This is a genomic window from Pseudomonas sp. A6 (genome assembly GCF_052367875.1).
Lineage (GTDB): Bacteria > Pseudomonadota > Gammaproteobacteria > Pseudomonadales > Pseudomonadaceae > Pseudomonas > Pseudomonas citronellolis.
Map to the genome: position 1 here is coordinate 5,870,639 of NZ_CP198970.1, position 19,084 is coordinate 5,889,722.

Annotated in this window: 17 protein-coding genes; 8 read left to right on the plus strand and 9 right to left on the minus strand. The window is 68.2% G+C overall.

All coding sequences use genetic code 11. The features are described 5' to 3' along the window. Positions 1–163: 163 nt before the first annotated feature. The 3 genes from ACTWJ5_RS25750 (at position 164) to ACTWJ5_RS25760 (ending at position 3,864) form a co-directional block, all read left to right on the plus strand. A complete protein-coding gene (locus ACTWJ5_RS25750) occupies positions 164–2,026 on the plus strand; it encodes a histidine kinase (protein WP_256512609.1) in 1,863 nt (620 codons plus the stop codon). Beyond that, the gene (narL, locus tag ACTWJ5_RS25755; protein WP_009616101.1) at positions 2,023–2,676 is read left to right on the plus strand and encodes a two-component system response regulator NarL; all 654 of its coding nucleotides are present in this window, start codon (positions 2,023–2,025) and stop codon (positions 2,674–2,676) included. Before ACTWJ5_RS25750 ends, narL begins: the two co-directional genes overlap by 4 nt. A gap of 819 nt (positions 2,677–3,495) precedes the next feature. Then, the gene (locus ACTWJ5_RS25760; RefSeq protein ID WP_074984560.1) at positions 3,496–3,864 is read left to right on the plus strand and encodes a putative zinc-binding protein; all 369 of its coding nucleotides are present in this window, start codon (positions 3,496–3,498) and stop codon (positions 3,862–3,864) included. Positions 3,865–3,872: 8 nt separating this feature from the next. Here the strand turns inward: ACTWJ5_RS25760 and ubiT are convergent, their stop codons facing one another. From ubiT to ACTWJ5_RS25805, 9 genes are all read right to left on the minus strand, one after another. Continuing rightward, a complete protein-coding gene (gene ubiT, locus ACTWJ5_RS25765) occupies positions 3,873–4,349 on the minus strand; it encodes a ubiquinone anaerobic biosynthesis accessory factor UbiT (RefSeq protein WP_116422866.1) in 477 nt (158 codons plus the stop codon). After that, complete coding sequence (locus ACTWJ5_RS25770; protein WP_043273099.1) at positions 4,343–5,233, minus strand: U32 family peptidase; 891 nt, start codon at positions 5,231–5,233, stop codon at positions 4,343–4,345. The genes ubiT and ACTWJ5_RS25770 overlap by 7 nt, the downstream gene beginning before the upstream one ends. An 11-nt stretch (positions 5,234–5,244) precedes the next feature. Next, complete coding sequence (ubiU, locus tag ACTWJ5_RS25775; RefSeq protein WP_043273102.1) at positions 5,245–6,240, minus strand: ubiquinone anaerobic biosynthesis protein UbiU; 996 nt, start codon at positions 6,238–6,240, stop codon at positions 5,245–5,247. A gap of 60 nt (positions 6,241–6,300) precedes the next feature. Further along, on the minus strand, positions 6,301–7,536 hold the full coding sequence (locus ACTWJ5_RS25780; RefSeq protein ID WP_444436808.1) for a molybdopterin molybdotransferase MoeA: 1,236 nt from the start codon (positions 7,534–7,536) through the stop codon (positions 6,301–6,303). Continuing rightward, on the minus strand, positions 7,533–8,105 hold the full coding sequence (gene moaB / locus ACTWJ5_RS25785; RefSeq protein ID WP_043273106.1) for a molybdenum cofactor biosynthesis protein B: 573 nt from the start codon (positions 8,103–8,105) through the stop codon (positions 7,533–7,535). Before moaB ends, ACTWJ5_RS25780 begins: the two co-directional genes overlap by 4 nt. An 83-nt stretch (positions 8,106–8,188) precedes the next feature. Further along, positions 8,189–8,641: a molybdopterin synthase catalytic subunit MoaE gene (gene moaE / locus ACTWJ5_RS25790; protein ID WP_074984569.1), complete on the minus strand. Its 453-nt coding sequence runs from the start codon at positions 8,639–8,641 to the stop codon at positions 8,189–8,191. 4 nt (positions 8,642–8,645) lie between these two features. After that, on the minus strand, positions 8,646–8,894 hold the full coding sequence (locus ACTWJ5_RS25795; RefSeq protein ID WP_009616093.1) for a MoaD/ThiS family protein: 249 nt from the start codon (positions 8,892–8,894) through the stop codon (positions 8,646–8,648). Beyond that, positions 8,891–9,367: a cyclic pyranopterin monophosphate synthase MoaC gene (gene moaC, locus ACTWJ5_RS25800; RefSeq protein WP_009616092.1), complete on the minus strand. Its 477-nt coding sequence runs from the start codon at positions 9,365–9,367 to the stop codon at positions 8,891–8,893. Before moaC ends, ACTWJ5_RS25795 begins: the two co-directional genes overlap by 4 nt. Before the next feature lie 741 nt (positions 9,368–10,108). Beyond that, positions 10,109–11,500, minus strand: coding sequence for a PhoH family protein (locus ACTWJ5_RS25805; protein ID WP_009616091.1), 1,392 nt, complete (start codon positions 11,498–11,500; stop codon positions 10,109–10,111). A 407-nt stretch (positions 11,501–11,907) separates the two neighbouring features. On the opposite strand from ACTWJ5_RS25805, the gene yaaA reads away from it, so the two are divergent. The 5 genes from yaaA (at position 11,908) to algK (ending at position 19,082) form a co-directional block, all read left to right on the plus strand. Next, on the plus strand, positions 11,908–12,687 hold the full coding sequence (gene yaaA, locus ACTWJ5_RS25810) for a peroxide stress protein YaaA (RefSeq protein WP_444436809.1): 780 nt from the start codon (positions 11,908–11,910) through the stop codon (positions 12,685–12,687). Positions 12,688–13,509: 822 nt separating this feature from the next. Further along, positions 13,510–14,820 carry a GDP-mannose 6-dehydrogenase gene (algD, locus tag ACTWJ5_RS25815; protein ID WP_043312658.1) on the plus strand — a complete coding sequence of 437 codons (1,311 nt, stop codon included), beginning with the start codon at positions 13,510–13,512 and terminating at the stop codon, positions 14,818–14,820. A 144-nt stretch (positions 14,821–14,964) separates the two neighbouring features. Further along, the gene (alg8, locus tag ACTWJ5_RS25820) at positions 14,965–16,446 is read left to right on the plus strand and encodes a mannuronan synthase (RefSeq protein ID WP_249918973.1); all 1,482 of its coding nucleotides are present in this window, start codon (positions 14,965–14,967) and stop codon (positions 16,444–16,446) included. Positions 16,447–16,504: 58 nt separating this feature from the next. Continuing rightward, complete coding sequence (locus tag ACTWJ5_RS25825) at positions 16,505–17,674, plus strand: alginate biosynthesis protein Alg44 (protein ID WP_444436810.1); 1,170 nt, start codon at positions 16,505–16,507, stop codon at positions 17,672–17,674. A gap of 10 nt (positions 17,675–17,684) precedes the next feature. Beyond that, the gene (gene algK, locus ACTWJ5_RS25830; RefSeq protein ID WP_074984579.1) at positions 17,685–19,082 is read left to right on the plus strand and encodes an alginate biosynthesis TPR repeat lipoprotein AlgK; all 1,398 of its coding nucleotides are present in this window, start codon (positions 17,685–17,687) and stop codon (positions 19,080–19,082) included. Positions 19,083–19,084: the final 2 nt, after the last annotated feature.

The following is a 19,084-nucleotide window of genomic DNA, read 5'->3' on the forward strand; positions in this document are numbered from 1 at the left end:
CTTTCGTCGATGCCGTTGGCCGCACGTTAGGCAGAGCCCATTTCGCGTCCGTTGACCGCGATCAATGAGCCCGGGGCCGTTTCATGGGCAGATGTGCGCCGCTACCTACAAATGGGTATCGCCGAAACACATGCACAACACATTGATTTAAAAGGCTTTTTAAATGAACACAGGCACTCGTTCGGAGCCTGATGCGGCCGAGCGGTTCTTTGGAGGTACGGCCCCCGCCGGCCGCCAGACCCTGCGCCGCTCCATCGTCCTGCGCTTCGGCTGCTACCTCACCCTGCTGGTGTCCCTGGCCCTGGCCGGCATGTTCAGCGCCCTGCTGTTCGCCGACTACTCGCACCAGGACGCGGCGGTGATCAACCAGGCCGGCTCGCTGCGCATGCTCAGCTACCGCCTGGCCCTGGAGCCCTCGGCGGAAGGCCGCCAGGCGCTGCGCCGCACCCTCGGCGAACGCCTGGAAAGCAGCGAGATCGCGCGCCTGCTGCAACGCGCCGACGCCGACGACCCGCTGCGCCACCAGCACCAGCTGCTGCGCCTGGAACTGGCTAGCCTGGACGTCGCCCAGACCCCGGCCCTGGCCACCCTCGACACCCTGGTCGGGCACATCGACGCCTTCGTCGGCACCCTGCAGCGCAACGCCGAGCAGCGCTCGCAGATGCTCAGCACGGTGCAGGGCCTGTGCCTGTTCCTCAGCCTGCTGGTGGTGTTCGTCAGCCTCTACGACCTCAGCTACCACGTGGTCGGCCCGCTGCGCGAGCTGACGCAGACCGCCCGCCGCCTGGGCCGCGGCCAGCTGGAGGCGCGCGTCAGCTACAGCGGCGAGGACGAGCTGAGCCAGCTGGGCGAGCGCTTCAATCAGATGGCCGAGGAACTGCAGGGCATCTACGGCGAGCTGGAAGCGCGGGTGGCGGACAAGACCCGCGCCCTCTCCCACAGCCACCAGCGCCTGGAACTGCTCTACGCCAGCGCCCGCCGCCTCGGCCAGGACCCGTACGACGAGCGCAGCCTGCGGCCGCTGCTGGGCCAGCTGGAGCAGGTGCTGCAGGCCGGCAAGGTGACCCTCTGCCTGAACAAGGACGGCGTCGAGCGCGCCTACAACTCGCTGACCCCCAGCGGCGCCATCGCCGACTTCTGCCTGCAGGGCGACTGCGGCACCTGCCGCACCCGGGCCGACAGTTGTGGCGAGGGCGGCGGCCTGCAGCCGCTGCTGATGTTCCCCCTGGCCAGCGGCGGGCACCGTTTCGGCGAGCTGTTCGTGGAAGCCAGCGGCCGCCTGGAAGACTGGCAGGCGCAATGCATCGAGGCCTTCTGCGACAACATCGCCCGCACCTTCGCCCTGGCCCTGCAGCAGGATCAGGAAAGCCGCCTGGCGCTGTTCGCCGAGCGCAGCACCATCGCCCGCGAGCTGCACGACTCGCTGGCGCAGTCGCTGTCGTACCTGAAGATCCAGGTCAGCCGCCTGGGCACCCTGCTCAAGCGCGAAGCGCCGGCGGAGAAGATCGACGAGACACTGGACGAGCTGCGCGAGGGCCTCAACAGCGCCTACCGCCAGCTGCGCGAGCTGCTCACCACCTTCCGCCTGAGCCTGGAGCGCTCCAGCCTGGCGGTGGCGCTGGAGGACACGGTGCACGAGTTCGCCGAGCGCGGCGAGCTGACCATCGAGCTGGACAACCGCCTGGCGCACATCCCGCTCAACCCCAACGACGAAATCCACCTGCTGCAGATCGTCCGCGAGGCGCTGTCCAACGTGGTCCGCCATGCCCACGCCGACTGCGCGCGGGTGGTGCTGGCCGAGGGCGAGGACGGCCAGGTGCTGGTCAGCATCGAGGACGATGGCGTGGGCCTTGACCCAACGCAGAACCGCAACGGCCACTATGGGCTTAGTATCATGCGCGAACGCAGCCAGACCCTCGGCGCCGACTTCCACATCGCCCCGCGCGAGCCGCGCGGCACCCGCGTCAGCCTGAGCTTCCAGCCACACCCCCTGTCCCAACGCCAGCGCGAGGAGTCCGCCCCATGACCGCCAGCCCCACCGACGATCGAGCCCGCATCCTGCTGGTGGACGACCACCCGATGATGCGCCGCGGGGTGATCCAGCTGCTGGAGTTCGAGGACGACCTCAGCGTGGTCGGCGAGGCCGGCAGCGGCGAAGAGGCCCTGCGCCTGGCCGCCGAACTGGACCCGGACATGATCCTGCTGGACCTCAACATGAAGGGCATGAACGGCCTGGAGACCCTGCGCGCGCTGCGCGAGAACGGGGTGGACGCGCGCATCGTGGTGTTCACCGTGTCCGACGACCGCGGCGACGTGATCAGCGTGCTGCGCGCCGGCGCCGACGGCTACCTGCTCAAGGACATGGAGCCCGAGCGCCTGCTGGAGCACATCCGCCAGGCCGCCACCGGCCAGCTCAGCGTCAGCCCGCAACTGACCCAGGTGCTGGCCCAGGCCCTGCGCGGCGACGAGCACCCCAAGCGCCTGGAAGACCTGACCGACCGCGAACGGCAGATCCTCCGCCAGCTCGCCCAGGGCTTCAGCAACAAGATGATCGCCCGCAAGCTGGACATCACCGAAGGCACGGTGAAAGTCCACGTCAAGCGCGTGCTGCACAAACTGGGCATGCGCTCGCGGGTGGAAGCGGCGGTATGGGCGGTGGAGAACCGGTTGGGTTGAGCGAAGCACGGCGCATCCCCGGAGCGCTCTTCGTAGGAGCGGACCTTGTCCGCGATAACCGGAATCACCGGCGCGATTCGCGGATAAGATCCGCTCCTACGCCGCCCCACCCACGCCATTCCCCTGTAGGAGCGCGCCCTGCGCGCGAATCGCGGGCAGGGCCCGCTCCTACAGGTTGCCTGGAGACATGGCATTCCTAACCGTAGGAGCGGACCTTGTCCGCGATAGCCGGACATATCGGCGCGATTCGCGGATGAGATCCGCTCCTACGCCGCCCCACCCACGCCATTCCCCGTAGGAGCGCGCCCTGCGCGCGAATCGCGGGCAGGGCCCGCTCCTACAATTTCAGCCCCCCCGGAGGGTATAACGCCAACGGTTCCCGGGAAGCACGGTCGTAGGAGCGGACCTTGTCCGCGATAACCGGACGTCCCGGCGCGATTCGCGGATAAGATCCGCTCCTACGCCACCCCACCCACGCCATTCCCCTGTAGGAGCGCGCCCTGCGCGCGAATCGCGGGCAGGGCCCGCTCCTACAATTGGCGGATAACCGCGAACGGTTATTCGCCCTACGCTCCCGGGAGGCTCTTCGTAGGAGCGAGCTTGCTCGCGAATGAGCCCCGCAGCGGAGTCTGTTCGCGAGCAAGCTCGCTCCTACGAGAAGCCATGCCCACCCGATAACCGGACATACCGGCGCGATCCGCGGCCCCACGAAAAACCGCCGTACCTCCACAGGAGTAGCCGTCAGCACGAATTGACGCAGGTCATGTCGCCGCGCCTGGCAGCCGCCGGACACTGCGCACTCACCGCGCGGAGGTCGCCATGCACCCGAAGTCCCAGTTGCCCCTCGTGTATTCCTGTTCCGGCTGTTCCAACCTGGCCCAGTTGGCCAACGACCTGGCCCTGCGCCTGGACCGCGACGGCCTGGCGGAGATGTCCTGCATCGCCGGCGTCGGCGGCGACGTGCCGCCGCTGGTGAAGAAGGCCTGCTCCGGCCGGCCGATCCTGGCCCTGGACGGCTGCCACCTGCATTGCGTGCGCGGCTGCCTGGCGCGCCATGGGGTGATCCCGGCGCACGCGCTCACCCTCACCGAGTACGGGCTGCGCAAACGCTACGGCGAAAGCAGTTCGCTCGACGATTTCGAGATGCTCTACGAGGAACTGCAGTTCCTCCTGCTCAGCAGCGCCTGAGCGCCGCCTCAGGCCTGCTGCGCCTGCACGCCGCGGGCAGCGCGCTGCAGGCCGTTCCACAGCCACGGCGGCAGGCTGTCGGGGTCGAGGCTGTCGATCAGGTTCTTCAGCGCCAGGCCCAGTTCGGTGTCGCCCTCGATCACCAGGCGACGGCGGAAGAACAGGGTGTCGGGGTCCTCCTGACGCCCGGCCAGCAGCAGGAAGTCGCGCCAGCCGCCGCGGATGGTCACGCTGGGCACCGGGCCTTCCGCCAGTTGCAGGCCGCTACGGCCACGGGTGAGGTTCCAGCCCAGGCCCAGGTCGCTCACCTCCAGGCGCAGCCAGTGGCCCTCCAACAGATCGAAGTCCCCAGCCGCCAGCGGCGCGGCAAACAGGCGGTTGGCGGCGCGTTGCAGCACTGCCCGCTGCAGCGGCGCGGGCACCCGCGCGGCCAGTGGCAGCAGGCGTTCGGCGGCGCGCAGGGCGCCGGTTTCGAGATTCAGCACAGGTTCACCTCATCGCTGCGCAACATGCCGGGGCGGCCATGCCAGTAGCCGTTGCAACCTTCCACCGCCAGCGGCGGCGCAGCGCCGCGGCGCACCCGATCGAAGGCCTGGACCACTTCCACCATGCCCTGCGCCCGCGGGCTCAGGCGCAGCAGGTCGGCGCCGCAGTCGCGCAGCGAGGCGTAGTCGGCCAGCAGGTTGCCCGGCTCGCCGGACATCGTCTGGATGCCGTTGAGGGTGAACAGCGGCGCGCCTTCCTGGCTGAGCATCGACATCCCCTCCGGGTAGTTCTGGCAGCAGAACTGGCAGTCGTCCTTGGGCCGGTTCTCCGCGCGGGCGGTGAAGCAGCGCGCGGAGTACGCCAGGGGCAGGTGGCCGTAGGCGAACACCTCGGTTTCCAGGTCTTCCAGGCCCAGCTCCCGGGCCTGCTCCAGCACCGCCAGCACCTGCTCGCCGGAACACTCCACCGGCGGCACCCAGCGGCGCAGGCCGCAGCCGTGCAGCTCGGCCAGGGCATGGCCGTTGTACAGGTTCAGCGCCGGGCCGCCGACGAACTCGACGCCCAGGCCGTGCAGTATCTGCACCGCGCCCATGTCGTTGGCCTCCACCCGCAGCTCGCCGTTGCCGCACAGCCGGCGCAGCGCCGACAGCTCGGAGGCCGCCTCGATCAGCGCCAGCCCCGAGAGGAGGATTTCCGCCCCGCTCTGCTGCGCCAACTCGCGGCCCAGGCCCAGCCAGTCGTCCAGCGACAGGGCGCGGCGCTTGGAGCACACGGTCTCGCCGAGGTAGATGGCGTCCAGCGGCTGTTCGGCCATCTGCGCGTAGAAGTCCAGGAGTGTCCGGCGGTCCCAGTAGAACAGCACCGGCCCCAGGCTGAGTTTCATCAGGCTTTCCCTCACTGCCAGGAACGATGGTAGGCGCCCAGGGTGGTCTGGTGGCCTTCGGAAAGTTTCTCCAGCGCGGCCTGCCACTGCGCCTGCGGCTGGTAGCGCTCCGGCGCGCGGCGCCAGCTGTCCAGCGCCTGGCGCCAGACGCGGGTGACCTGCTCGACGTAGGCCGGGCTGCGCTGGCGGCCCTCGATCTTCACCGCCGCCACGCCGATCTGCGCCAGCTGCGGGATGAGGTCGATGGTGTTGAGGCTGGTGGGCTCCTCCAGGGCGTGGAAGCGCTGGCCGTCGACCACGAAGCGGCCCTTGCAGAGGGTCGGGTAGCCAGCCGGCTCGCCCGGCGCGTAGCGGTCGATCAGCACTTCGTTCAGGCGCGAGGTCAGCCCCTCGGGCTCCTCGCTCCAGCGCACCGCCTTGGCCGGCGAGCAGACGCCGCAGAGGTTCGGCGACTCGCCGGTGACGTAGGAGGACAGGTGGCAACGCCCCTCGGCCATGATGCACAGGCTGCCGAAGGCGAAGACCTCCACCGGCACCGGGCTGTTCGCCGCCACCTGGCGCACCTGGGCCAGCGACAGCACCCGCGGCAGCACCGCGCGGCGGATGCCGTAGCGCTCATGGTAGAAGGCCAGCGCCGCGACATTGGTCGCCGAGCCCTGCACCGACAGGTGCAGCGCCAGGTCCGGGTGGCGCCGCGCGGCGTAGCCGAGCACCGCGCAGTCGGCGGCGATCAGCGCGTCCACGCCCAGTTCGGCGGCGTGGTCCACGGCCCGCTGCCAGCGCGGCCAGCCGGCGGCGCCGGGGTAGGTGTTGACCGCCAGATAGAGCTGCCGGCCGGCCGCGCGGATCAGCCCCAGGCCCTCCTGCAATTGGCGGTCGTCGAGGTTCAGCCCGGCGAAGTGGCGGGCGTTGGTGTCGTCGCGGAAACCCACGTAGATGGCGTCGGCGCCTTCGCGCAGCGCCGACTTGAGGGCGGGCAGGCTGCCCGCCGGACATACCAGTTGCATGCTTCCCCCTTGCATGGAACGGCCGCCGCGCCTCGGCGAGGCCGGCGGCCAGGGCTGACGTCAGCCGTACAGTTCGCTGAACGGCAGGTAGGCCACGGGCTCGCCGGCGGCGAGGGTGCGCCCCGCCTCCACCACCGCCAGGCCGTCGGCCCAGCTGGCGGCCAGCAGCATGGCCGAGCCCTGCTGCGGGTGGATTTCCACCCGGCTGACGCCGCCGGCGTCGGTCGCCAGGCGCGCCCGCAGGTACTGGCGGCGTTTGTTCGGCTGCGGCCAGGCGAAGGCCGCCGGCAGGTTCAGCGGCGCCAGCGCGGTCTCGGCCAGCCCCTGGGCGCGGCGCAGGAAGGGCCGCGCCGCCACCAGCGCGGTGACCAGCGCCGCCGCCGGGTTGCCCGGCAGGCCCAGCCAGGGCTTGCCGGCCACGCTGCCGAAGGCCAGCGGCTTGCCCGGCTGCATCGCCAGGCGCCACAGGTGCAGCTCGCCGAGGGCGCCGACCGCCTGCTTGAGGTGGTCGCGCTCGCCCACCGAGACGCCGCCGCTGCTGATCAGCACGTCGCATTCGGCGGCGGCCAGCTCCAGGGCATCACGGCTGGCGGCCAGGGTGTCGACCAGCACTTCGTATTCCTGTACGTCCAGGCCCCATTGGCGCAACAGGGCGCCGAGGCTGAAGCGGTTGGCGTTGTAGATCTGCCCCGGCGCCAGCGCCTGGCCGGGCTCGCGCAGCTCGTCGCCGCTGCTCAGCAGGCACACGCGCAGGCGCCGGTACACCGGCACCCGGGCCTGGCCCACGGCGGCCAGCAGGCCCAGCTCCTGGGGCCGCAGGCGGCACCCTGCGCGCAACAGCGGCACGCCCCGGCGCAGTTCCTCGCCACGGCGGCGCACATGGCTACCGGCCGTGACCGCCGGCAACCACACACGGTCGCCCTCGGCCCGGCAGTCCTCCTGGGCCACCACGCTGTCGGCCCCTGGCGGCAAGGGCGCGCCGGTGAAGATGCGCACGGCGCAGCCCGCCGGCAGCGCCTGGTCGCCCGCCTCGCCGGCGGCGATGCAGCCGGCCAGCGCCAGGCTGCCGCCGCCCGCCGGCACGTCGGCCGCGCGCAGGGCGTAGCCGTCCATCGCGCTGTTGTCCCAGTGCGGCAGGTCGCAGGGAGCTTCCAGATCGCTGGCCAGCACCCGGCCGAGGGCATCGGCCAGGGCCACGGATTCCACCGCCGGCGGCGCCGGGGCGCGCGCCAGCAGCTCGGCCAGGGCCTCGTCCACCGGTTTCAGGCCGTGGCCGTCACAGCCGCAGCCGCTCATGACCGGCTGCCGCAGGCACAGGCGCCGCCGCCGCAGCCGCCCTCGGGCCTGGGCGGGGTCTTCAGGTGCGGCACGAAGCTGCATGGCCGGGTGCGGCTGTCCAGCTGCGCGGCGAGGATTTCCCGCCAGGCGGTGCGGCAGGCGCCGGGCGAGCCGGGCAGGCAGCAGACCAGGGTGCCGTTGGTGACGCCGGCCAGGGCCCGCGACTGGATGCTGGAGGTGCCGATCTCGCCCAGGGAGACCTGGCGGAAGAGTTCGCCGAAGCCCTCGACGCGCCGCTCCAGCAGCGGCTCGACGGCCTGCGGGGTGTTGTCGCGGGCGGTGAAGCCGGTGCCGCCGGTGATCAGCCCGACCTGGATGCGTGGGTCGGCGATCCAGGCGCAGACCACCGCGCGGATCTGGTGGATGTCGTCCACCACCAGGCGCCGCTCGGCCAGCACGTGGCCGGCCTCGCGCAGGGCGTCGGCCAGGCTCTGGCCGGAGTCGTCGGTTTGCAGGGTGCGGGTGTCGCTGACGGTCAGCACGGCGATCTGCAGGCTCTGGAAGTCCTGCGTGGCCAGGTGGCTCATGGCTGCCTCCGGGGAAGGATGAGACTGCGGCCAGCCTGCGCCTCGGCGGCTGGCCTGCCCATTCCTCGGAAGAGGTAGCGCGACTATTTGTCCCAGCGTTGCGCCGCGGCCTGGTCGCTGCAGCGGCCTTCCACCCAGCGCGGGCCTTCGGCGGTGTCTTCCTTCTTCCAGAAGGGCGCGCGGGTCTTGAGGTAGTCCATGACGAAGTTGCAGGCGTCGAACGCCGCCTGGCGGTGGGCGCTGGCGGTGCCGACGAAGACGATGGGCTCGCCCGGCTCCAGGCGGCCGATGCGGTGGAGGATCTCCAGGCGCAGCAGCGGCCAGCGCTCCCGGGCTTCGTCGGCGATCTTCTCCAGGGCCCTCTCGGTCATGCCCGGGTAGTGTTCGAGGAACATGCCGCCGACCTCGCGGCCGTCGTTGAAGTCACGCACGTAGCCGACGAAGCCGACCACCGCGCCGATGCCGACGTTGGCGGCATGCAGCGCGTTGACCTCGGCGCCGGGGTCGAAGGGGTTTTCCTGGACGCGCACGGCCATGGCCTCAGCCTCCGGTGACGGTGGGGAAGAAGGCCACCTCGTCGCCATCGGCGAGGGGCTCGTCGAGGGCGCACAACTCCTGGTTGCGCGCGCACATCAGGTTCTGCTCGGCCAGCACCTGCCAGGCGCCGCCGCGTTGCAGCAGGTGTTCGCGCAGGCCGTCGACGCTGGCGAAGGCCTCGCTCCAGCCCAGCTGCTCGCCGTCCAGACCGAGGGCCTCGCGGTAACGGGCGAAGTATTGCACGCGGATCATCGGCCCTCCTCCGCACGGTAGTGGCCGCTCTTGCCGCCGAGCTTCTCCAGCAGGCGCACGCCCTCGATGGTCATGCCCTTGTCCACGGCCTTGCACATGTCGTAGATGGTCAGCGCGGCGACGCTGGCGGCGGTCAGCGCTTCCATCTCCACGCCGGTCTGCCCGGCCAGCTTGCAGCGCGCCTCGATGCGCACGGCGTCCTCTCCGTCGGCCTGCAGCTCGACCTTGACGCTGGTGAGCAGCAGCGGATGGCAAAGCGGGATGAGTTCATGGGTGCGCTTGGCCGCCTGGATGCCGGCGATGCGCGCCACGGCGAAGACGTCGCCCTTGGGGTGGCCGCCGTCCTGGATCAGGCGCAGGGTCTCCGGGCGCATGCGCACCCGCGCTTCGGCCACGGCTTCACGGGAGGTCACCGCCTTGTCGGTGACGTCGACCATGTTGGCGCGGCCCTGGGAATCGAGATGGGTGAGCAAGGAAGGTCTCCGGGTAGAACGAGCGATGGCAACCAGTGTACGCCCTGGATGGGCCGTGGGGGGCCTGGCGGATGGTGAAAAAGGAGGGGGATTGTATACAGAAAGAGGTAGGGCGGGTTCGCGAGCAAGCTCGCTCCTACGAAGAGCGGGGGGATGGTGCTTTTTTGCTTGCGAATGGGAGTTGCCAGCTGTCCGTTACCCTCACCCCAGCCCTCTCCCAGAAGGAGAGGGGGCCGTTCGGCGTGGACGGAAAGTTCGGCCTCAACCTGTAGGAGCGAGCTTGCTCGCGAACAGGACCCGCCGGCTGACTGCATGGCCCCCCATTCTGCCCAACGGTCCCCCCTCCCGCTTGCGGGGGAGGGTTAGGGTGGGGGGGCGAGTTCAGGCCGAGCGCTGGAGCAGCGGCGAAGTCCGTAACCCTCTCCCCAGCCCTCTCCCTGAAGGGAGAGGGGGCCGTTCGGCGTGGACGGAAAGTTCGGCCTCGACCTGTAGGAGCGAGCTTGCTCGCGAACAGGAGCAGCCGGCTGACTGCGTGGCCTCTCGTTCTGCCCAACGGTCCCCTCTCCCGCTTGCGGGGGAGGGTTAGGGTGGGGGTGCGGAGTACAGGTTTGGCAAAAGTGTGTGGGCGAAGTCCGTAACCCTCTCCCCAGCCCTCTCCCTGAAGGGAGAGGGGGCATTCCGTGCATGGGGGAAGACTCGCGTACTCCGGCCAGCCCAGCAGGAGCCCGGCCGGGCCCGCGTTTACAGATGCGCCTCGGCGAACTCCGCCAGCACCGAGCGCGGTACCCCTTGCAGGGTCACGTGCACGCCGTGGGGGAAGTCCTTGAAGCGTTCGGTCAGGTAGGTCAGGCCGGAGCTGGTGGCCGACAGGTAGGGGGTGTCGATCTGCGCCAGGTTGCCCAGGCAGATCACCTTCGAGCCATTGCCCGCGCGGGTGATGATGGTCTTCATCTGGTGCGGGGTGAGGTTCTGGCATTCGTCGATGAGGATCAGGCTCTGCTGGAAGCTGCGGCCGCGGATGTAGTTCAGCGACTTGAACTGCAGCGGCACCTTGCTGAGGATGTAGTCGACGCTGCCGTGGGTGCATTCGTCGTCCGAATGCAGGGCTTCCAGGTTGTCGGTGATGGCGCCCAGCCAGGGTTCCATCTTCTCGGCCTCGGTGCCGGGCAGGAAGCCGATGTCCTCGTCCAGGCCCTGCACGCTGCGGGTGGCGATGATGCGCCGGTAGCGCTTGGTGACCATGGTCTGCTCGATGGCCGCGGCCAGGGCCAGGATGGTCTTGCCCGAGCCGGCGGCGCCGGACAGGTTGACCAGGTGGATGTCCGGGTCGAGCAGCGCGTACAGCGCCAGCGACTGGTACAGGTCGCGCGGGCGCAAACCCCAGGCTTCCTGGTGCAGCAGCGGCTCCTGGTGCAGGTCGAGGATCAGCAACTCGTCCTGCTGGATGCCCTTGATCCAGCCGACGAAGCCCTGCTCGTCGACGATGAACTCGTTGATGTGCACCGCCGGCAGGTTGTCGGTGAGCTGCACGCGGTGCCAGGTGCGGCCGTGGTCCTGGCGCGTCTCGACCTTGCTGACGCGGTCCCAGAACGAGCCGTTCAGCGAGTGGTAGCCACGCGGCAGCAGGGCCACGTCGTCGATCAGCTGGTCGGTGTGGTAGTCCTCCGCCGCCACCCCGCAGGCGCGCGCCTTCAGGCGCATGTTGATGTCCTTGGTGACCAGCACCACCCGGCGGCTGCTGTTGCGGCTCTGCAGCTCGACCAGCTGGTTGATGATCTTGTTGTCGTTGAGGTGCTCCGGCAGCCAGGTGATCGGCTCGGCGCGCTTGCTCATGAGGATCGACAGGCTGCCGCAGGGGCCGCTCTTGCCACGCTGGATGGGAACGCCGTCCTCCACCTGCTCCGGGCTCGCCTCGCCCAGCACCTGGTCGATCAGGCGGATGGCCTGGCGGCATTCGGCGGCGACGGAGTGTTTACCGGTCTTGAGCTTGTCGAGTTCCTCCAGCACCGTCATCGGGATGGCGACGTGGTGTTCCTGGAAGTTGAGCAGGGCGTTGGGATCGTGGATCAGAACGTTGGTGTCGAGGACGTAGAAGATCGGCTGGGTGGTGCTGGAACGTCCGTGGTCATCCATACGCGTGTCACCTCATTCTGGGGGCGTTACGACGGAATGCCGTGACAGCGCTCCGCCGTGCGGTGAGACGCCGACTCTCGATGCCGGGGCTCGAGAGGGGTGCAAGCAAGGGACGGGCCGGGGCCGCCACCTGTCTGCAGGGTTCGGCGGTCTACGGCTCCAGAAATACAGGAAAAATTGTGACGGTAGAAAGTCTTTTTCCTTATCAGGCGAATTTTTTTCGCCGGCTGACGAAATACCTTGGCGCGGCTGCGTTACGGCGCTAATTTTATTAATCCGATCATCGGCTTATCCGCACCCGATCGCCCTCCCGCGCCCCGCCTCATTGGCCCCGCCTATCGTCCCCATGGGTGGAGCCGGCCCCGGCAACTCCCTACAATCGCCCGACGCTTCGAGGAGACCGCACGATGCTGATGGTGATTTCCCCCGCCAAGACCCTGGACTACGAGACCCCGCCGGTCACCGACCGCCACACCCTGCCGCTGCACCTGGACGATGCACAGGAGCTGATCGGCGTGCTGCGCGAGATGACCCCGGCGCAGATCGGCAGCCTGATGAGCCTGTCGGACAAGCTCGCCGGCCTGAACGCCGCGCGCTACGCCAGCTGGCACCCCGACTTCAGCCCGGCCAACGCCAAGCAGGCGCTGCTGGCCTTCAAGGGCGACGTCTACACCGGCCTTGCCGCCGAGGACTTCGACGCCGCCGACTTCGACTTCGCCCAGCGCCACCTGCGCATGCTCTCCGGCCTTTATGGCGTGCTGCGGCCGCTGGACCTGATGCAGCCCTACCGCCTGGAGATGGGCACCAGGCTGGCCAACGCCCGCGGCGCCAACCTCTATGAGTTCTGGGGCGAGCGCATCAGCGCCTGGCTGAATCAAGACCTCGCCGAGCAGGGCGACGCCGTGCTGCTCAACCTGGCCTCCAACGAATACTTCGGCGCGGTGAAGCGCAAGGCGCTGGACGCCCGCATCATCGACACCGAGTTCAAGGACCTGAAGAACGGCCAGTACAAGATCATCAGCTTCTACGCCAAGAAGGCCCGCGGCCTGATGGCGCGCTACGTGATCAAGGAGCGCCTGACCGACGCCGAGGGCCTGAAGGACTTCGACTACGCCGGCTACCGCTTCGATGCCAAAGCCTCCTCCGCCGACCGCCTGGTGTTCCTCCGCAACCACCCCGAAGCCTGACCTGCCCCGAAAAGCGGCGGCCGCCCGGCCGCCGCCCGCCCCGCTTCCCGCCTTCTTACCCACACGCCGAAAACGGGTACTGCTACCGTTCGTCGGCAACCGCGCTGGCTTTGCAAAAATTTTTCTCGCCCCCGCGCGCCATCACCACGGCAGAAAAGCGCCTTTTTTGCCATCGCGCATGTAATCCATTGGCCATTAAAAGCACCCCGCCATTACATGCAATTCACGATTGCAAGTTGCACGAAATACCTTGAAACACCCTCCCCGACATCCTGAACGGCAGCTGAACGAAGTGTAAAACGGCTGAATCACCGCGGAACTTTTTCCAATCCTTGCATTTTGCAAGTCCGCCAAAAACGACAATCGTGTTTCAGCTTGATATCAAAAGCGCCTTATTTGATGGCGATTGGATATTTAATTCCGATTACCCCTCAGGATGGGTGGCAGGAACTATCGAGCGGCCTCGAACATCCTACTTCCGCAACGCCCATCATGGGTTTGTTGCCCATAACCAGGTTTTTCGAAAACGCATCGAGCGCTGCTCGAGGGACTCGTTCAACCTGAATAATTTCAATGAGTTATGAAATTAATGCAGAACTCCAAGGCAAACTTTAGCGCATCAGAAGAGTGCAATTAGTTCTAACTTTGCAATCACCCTGAAACATTAAAGTGCATACCGCGGAATTCTGCCCGAATTGAGTGCAGAAAATTCGAGTCACTCACGGACTGCCTGAAGCGGCGCGCCTGACAGGGGCGCCGCAGCAAAAGGGAATTGGCCAGAAGGCCAACTTTTAACAGCTCGACAAAGCAGAGGTGAATACGATGCGTATCAGCATCTTTGGTCTTGGCTACGTCGGTGCAGTATGCGCCGGTTGCCTGTCCGCCCGTGGTCACGAAGTGATCGGCGTGGACGTTTCCACCACCAAGATCGACCTGATCAACCGCGGCAAGTCGCCCATCGTCGAACCGGGGCTGGAGCCCCTGCTGGAACAGGGCATCCGCACCTCGCGGCTGTCGGGCACCACCGACTTCAAGCAGGCGGTGCTGGACAGCGACGTCTCCTTCATCTGCGTCGGCACCCCGAGCAAGAAGAACGGCGACCTAGACCTGGGCTACATCGAGAGCGTCTGCCGCGAGATCGGCTACGCCATCCGCGAGAAGGCCGGCCGCCACACGGTGGTGGTGCGCAGCACCGTGCTGCCGGGCACCGTGAAGAACGTGGTGATCCCGATCATCGAGGACTGCTCGGGCAAGAAGGCCGGCGTCGACTTCGGCGTGGGCACCAACCCCGAGTTCCTGCGCGAGAGCACCGCGATCAAGGACTACGACTTCCCGCCCATGACCGTCATCGGCGAGCTGGACGCGCAGACCGGCGACCTGCTGGAGGAAATCTACCGCGAGCTGGACGCGCCGATCATCCGCAAGTCCATCGAAGTCGCGGAGATGATCAAGTACACCTGCAACGTCTGGCACGCCGCCAAGGTCACCTTCGCCAACGAGATCGGCAACATCGCCAAGGCTGTCGGCGTCGACGGCCGCGAGGTGATGGACGTGGTCTGCCAGGACCGCAAGCTGAACCTGTCGCGCTACTACATGAAGCCCGGCTTCGCCTTCGGCGGTTCCTGCCTGCCCAAGGACGTGCGCGCCCTCACCTACCGCGCCGGCCAGCTGGACGTCGAGCACCCGATGATCGGCTCGATCATGCGCAGCAACGCCTACCAGGTGCAGAAGGCCTTCGAGATCATCACCGCCCACGGCAGCCGCAAGGTCGGCCTGCTCGGCCTGTCGTTCAAGTCCGGCACCGACGACCTGCGCGAGAGCCCGCTGGTGGAGCTGGCCGAGATGCTCATCGGCAAGGGCTACGAGCTGCAGATCTTCGACCGCAACGTCGAGTACGCCCGCGTCCACGGCGCGAACAAGGAGTACATCGAGTCGAAGATCCCCCACGTCTCCTCGCTGCTGGTCTCCGACCTCGACCAGGTGGTGAAGACCTCCGACGTGCTGGTGCTGGGCAACGGCGACGAGCTGTTCGTCGACGTGGTGAACCAGGCGCCGCAGGGCAAGAAGGTGGTCGACCTGATCGGCTTCATGTCCCACGGCTCCGACGAGCGCGCCGAAGGCATCTGCTGGTAAGCGCTGCCGGCTCTTCGTAGGAGCGAGCTTGCTCGCGAACGCTCCTCCCGGCGGTACCGGTGCCGGGGCGGTTCGCGAGCAAGCTCGCTCCTACGGGAGCCCACCTGTTCCCACGAAGCCAAGACGCGACTGACGGACCTGACCATGGACGCATACAAACGAGCCCTCGGCGAAGCCACCGGCTGGCTGGCCTTCCTCTGCCTGCTGATGGGCCTGGCGCTGATCGTGCCCCCCACGGTGTTCGACCCCAATGCCCGCGACTTCCTGCTGATCATCGGCGCGGTGGGCATCTGGCGCTATTCCATGGGCGGTCTGCACTTCCTGCGCGGCATGCTCTTCCTGCACGTCGTCTACCCGCACTACAAGCGGCGCCTGCGCAAGCTCGGCAAGGCGGCGGACCCGTCCCACGTCTACCTGATGGTCACCAGTTTCCGCATCGACGCCATGACCACCTCCATGGTCTACCGCTCGGTGATCCAGGAGGCCATCGCCTGCGGCTACCCGACCACCGTGGTCTGCTCCATCGTCGAGATGTCCGACCAGGTGCTGATCAAGCAGCAGTGGCAGAAGCTCAACCCGCCCACCCACGTGAAGCTGGACTTCGTGCGCATCCCCGGCACCGGCAAGCGCGACGGCCTGGCCCACGGCTTCCGCGCCATCTCCCGGCACATGCCCGACGAAGGCTCGGTGGTGGCGGTGATCGACGGCGACACCGTGCTCGAACCCGGCGTGGTCCAGGCCACGGTGCGCTGGTTCAAGCTGTTCCCCCAGGTCGGCGGCCTGACCACCAACGAATTCTGCGAGGTGCAGGGCGGCTACGTGATGAGCCAGTGGCACAAGCTGCGCTTCGCCCAGCGCCACATCAACATGTGCTCCATGGCCCTGTCCAAGCGCGTGCTGACCATGACCGGGCGCATGTCGGTGTTCCGCGCCGCCGTGGTCACCGACCCCGACTTCATCGCCGACGTCGAGGCCGACCACCTGGACCACTGGCGCCTGGGGCGCTTCCAGTTCCTCACCGGCGACGACAAGTCCAGCTGGTACAGCCTGATGCGCCTGGGCTACGACACCTTCTACGTGCCGGACGCAGCCATCAACACCGTCGAGCACCCGCCGGAGAAGAGCTTCGTCAAGGCCAGCCGCAAGCTGATGTTCCGCTGGTACGGCAACAACCTGCGGCAGAACTCCCGCGCCCTGGGCCTGGGCCCGCGGCGCCTGGGCTGGTTCACCACGGTGGTGCTGTTCGACCAGCGCCTGTCCATGTGGACCTGCCTGCTGGGCCTGGTGGCGGCGATCATCGCCAGCATCAAGTACAGCATCACCTTCCTGCTGGTGTACCTGCTGTGGATCGGCATCACCCGCCTGATCCTCACCCTGCTGCTGTCGCTGTCCGGCCACCCGATCGGCCCGGCCTACCCGCTGATCCTCTATTACAACCAGATCGTCGGCGCCCTGGTGAAGATCTACGTGTTCTTCCGCCTCGACCAGCAGTCCTGGACGCGCCAGAGCACCAAGCTCGACCGCGGCCTGAACAGCTACCAGCGCTGGTTCAACACCTGGTCCTCGCGCGCCATGACCTTCTCTGCCGCCAGTGTGTTCGTCGCCGTACTCCTGACGATCGTATGACCCCTTGAGCAACCGGCCCGCGGCCGATCCGACCCGTTTCGAACATAGGACCGACTTCATGAATACCGCCGTCAACGTCAACGTCGTGCACGAATCCGAAGCCCAGCGCCAGCACGCGCGGGTCAAGCTGCCCGCGCGCATCCGCTACATCGGCGCCCACCGCGAGGGCGTCGACGCAAGGCTCTTGGACCTTTCCGCCGGCGGCTTCGCCTTCACCGCCAGCGGCGCGCCGATCCAGGTCGGCGACCTGCACAAGGGCAAGCTGCTGTTCCAGATCGACAGCATCAGCTTCGCCCTGGAAGTGGAGTTCCAGGTGCGCTCCTTCGACCCGGACAGCCGCCGCACCGGCTGCGAGTTCCAGCACCTGAAGCCGCGCGAGGTCGCCGCCCTGCGCTACCTGATCACCGCGTACCTGGCCGGCGAGGTGGTCAGCGTCGGCGACATGCTCAACACCCTGCAGCGCGAGAACTTCACCAAGGCCCGCAAGCACGGCGGCGCCGGCGGCGGCATGGGCTTCTTCGGGCGCATCCGCGCGGTGACCCTGAGCACCGCCATCTTCGTGGTCGGCGTCGGCGCCTTCGCCTTCATCCTCAACCAGCTGTACAACCTGTACTTCGTCACCCATGCCGACTCCGGCGTGGTCAACATCCCCGCCCAGCAGATCACCATGCCCCGCGAGGGCACCGTCGACAGCCTGGTGCAGATGGACGCCGAAGTGGCCAAGGGCGCGCCCATCGCCACCTTCTCCACCAGCCTGCTGGACCTGCTCAAGGGCAACCTGTCCGACGAGCAGCTCAACCCCGGCAACATCGAGAAGCTCTTCGGCCACCAGCTCAAGGGCACCCTCACCAGCCCCTGCGACTGCCGGGTGATCGAGCAGCGCGTCGCCAACGGCCAGTACGCCAACAAGGGCGACGTGATCTTCACCCTGGCCCCGCGCGAGGCCAGCGCCACCGTCGAGGCGCGCTTCGCCTACCGCAACGCCGCCGAACTCTCACCGGGCACCCAGGTGCACTTCCAGATCGCCGGCGACAGCGAAGTGCGCAGCGGCCGCATCCTGCGCACCGCGCCGGTGGACGGCGACCTGTCGTCGGAAATCCGCGCGCAGATCCAGCCCGACCAGCCGCTGGACAGCCAGCTCGCCGGGCGCCCGGCGGAAGTCAGCATCGGCGGCCTGCCCGGCCGCACCCTGCTGAACAAGGCCATGGCCATGGCCACCGCGCGCTGAGGACCCAAGCATGAACGCCATCGCCCACCATCCGCTGCGCGGCGCCGCCCTGGCCCTGGCCATCGGCCTGGCCGCCGGCTGCGCCGGCCTGCCGGACCAGCGCCTGGCCGACGAAGCCATGGCCCGCGGCGACATCGCCACCGCCCAGGCCAACTACCAGGCCCTGGCCACCCTCGGCTACACCGACGCGCAGATCGGCCTGGCCGACATGCAGGCCGCCAGCGGCGACAGCGCGGCCCAGGCCAAGGCAGAGAAGCTCTACCGCGACGCCGCCGAGACCTCGCCGCGGGCCCGCGCGCGCCTGGGCAAGTGGCTGGCAGCCAAGCCCGGCGCCACCGACGCCGAGCACCGCGAGGCCGAGCAACTGCTCAACCGCGCCTTCAACGAAGGCGAGGACAGCGCCCTGGTGCCGCTGATCGTGCTCTACCTGCAGTACCCGCAGGCCTGGCCGGGGGTCAACCCGCAGCAGCGCATCGACCAGTGGCGCGCCCAGGGCCTGCCCCAGGCGGACCTGGCGCAGATCATCCTGTACCGCACCCAGGGCACCTACAACCAGCACCTGGGCGAGATCGAGCAGGTCTGCCAGCGCTGGCTGACGCGCATGGACGTGTGCTGGATGGAGCTGGCCACCGTGTACCAGGTGCAGGGCGACGCGGACAAGCAGAAGGCCCACCTCGACCGCCTGCGCGCCGCGTACAAGGCCGGCCGGGTGCCGCCGGAGCGGGTGGAATCGGTGGCCCAGGTGCTGGCCGACGCCGACCTCGGCAAGCCCGACCCGCAGACCGCCCAGGCCCTGCTCGGCGAACTGGCGCCGACCTACCCCGCGGCCTGGGTCGACCTCGCCAAGCTGCAGTACGACTACCCCGAGCTGGGCGACGTCGAGCAGATGCTCGACTACCTGAAGAAAGCCCAGGACGCCGCCCAGCCGCGCGCCGAGCTGCTGCTCGGGCGCCTGTACTACGACGGCAAGTGGATGCCCCAGGACCCGCAGAAGGCCGAGCAGCACCTGCTCAAGGCCGCCGCCAGCGAACCCCAGGCGCACTACTACCTGGGGCAGATCTACCGCCGCGGCTTCCTCGGCAAGGTCTACCCGCAGAAGGCCGCCGACCACCTGCTGATCGCCGCCCGCGCGGGCCAGGCCAGCGCCGACATGGCCCTGGCCCAGCTCTGGTCGCAAGGCCGCGGCGTACAGCCCAACCGCGTCAACGCCTACGTCTTCGGCACCCTGGCGCAGCGCCAGCAGATACCCCAGGCCGGCGACCTGATGAGCGAACTGCAACCGCAGCTGCAGCCGGCCGAACTGAGCCAGGCGCAGCAGCTGCTCAAGCGCGAGGAACAGGCCCGCGGCGCCAACTGGCAGGCCACCGTCAGCCTCATGCAGAACGAACAGGAACAAGAAAGCCTATGAAG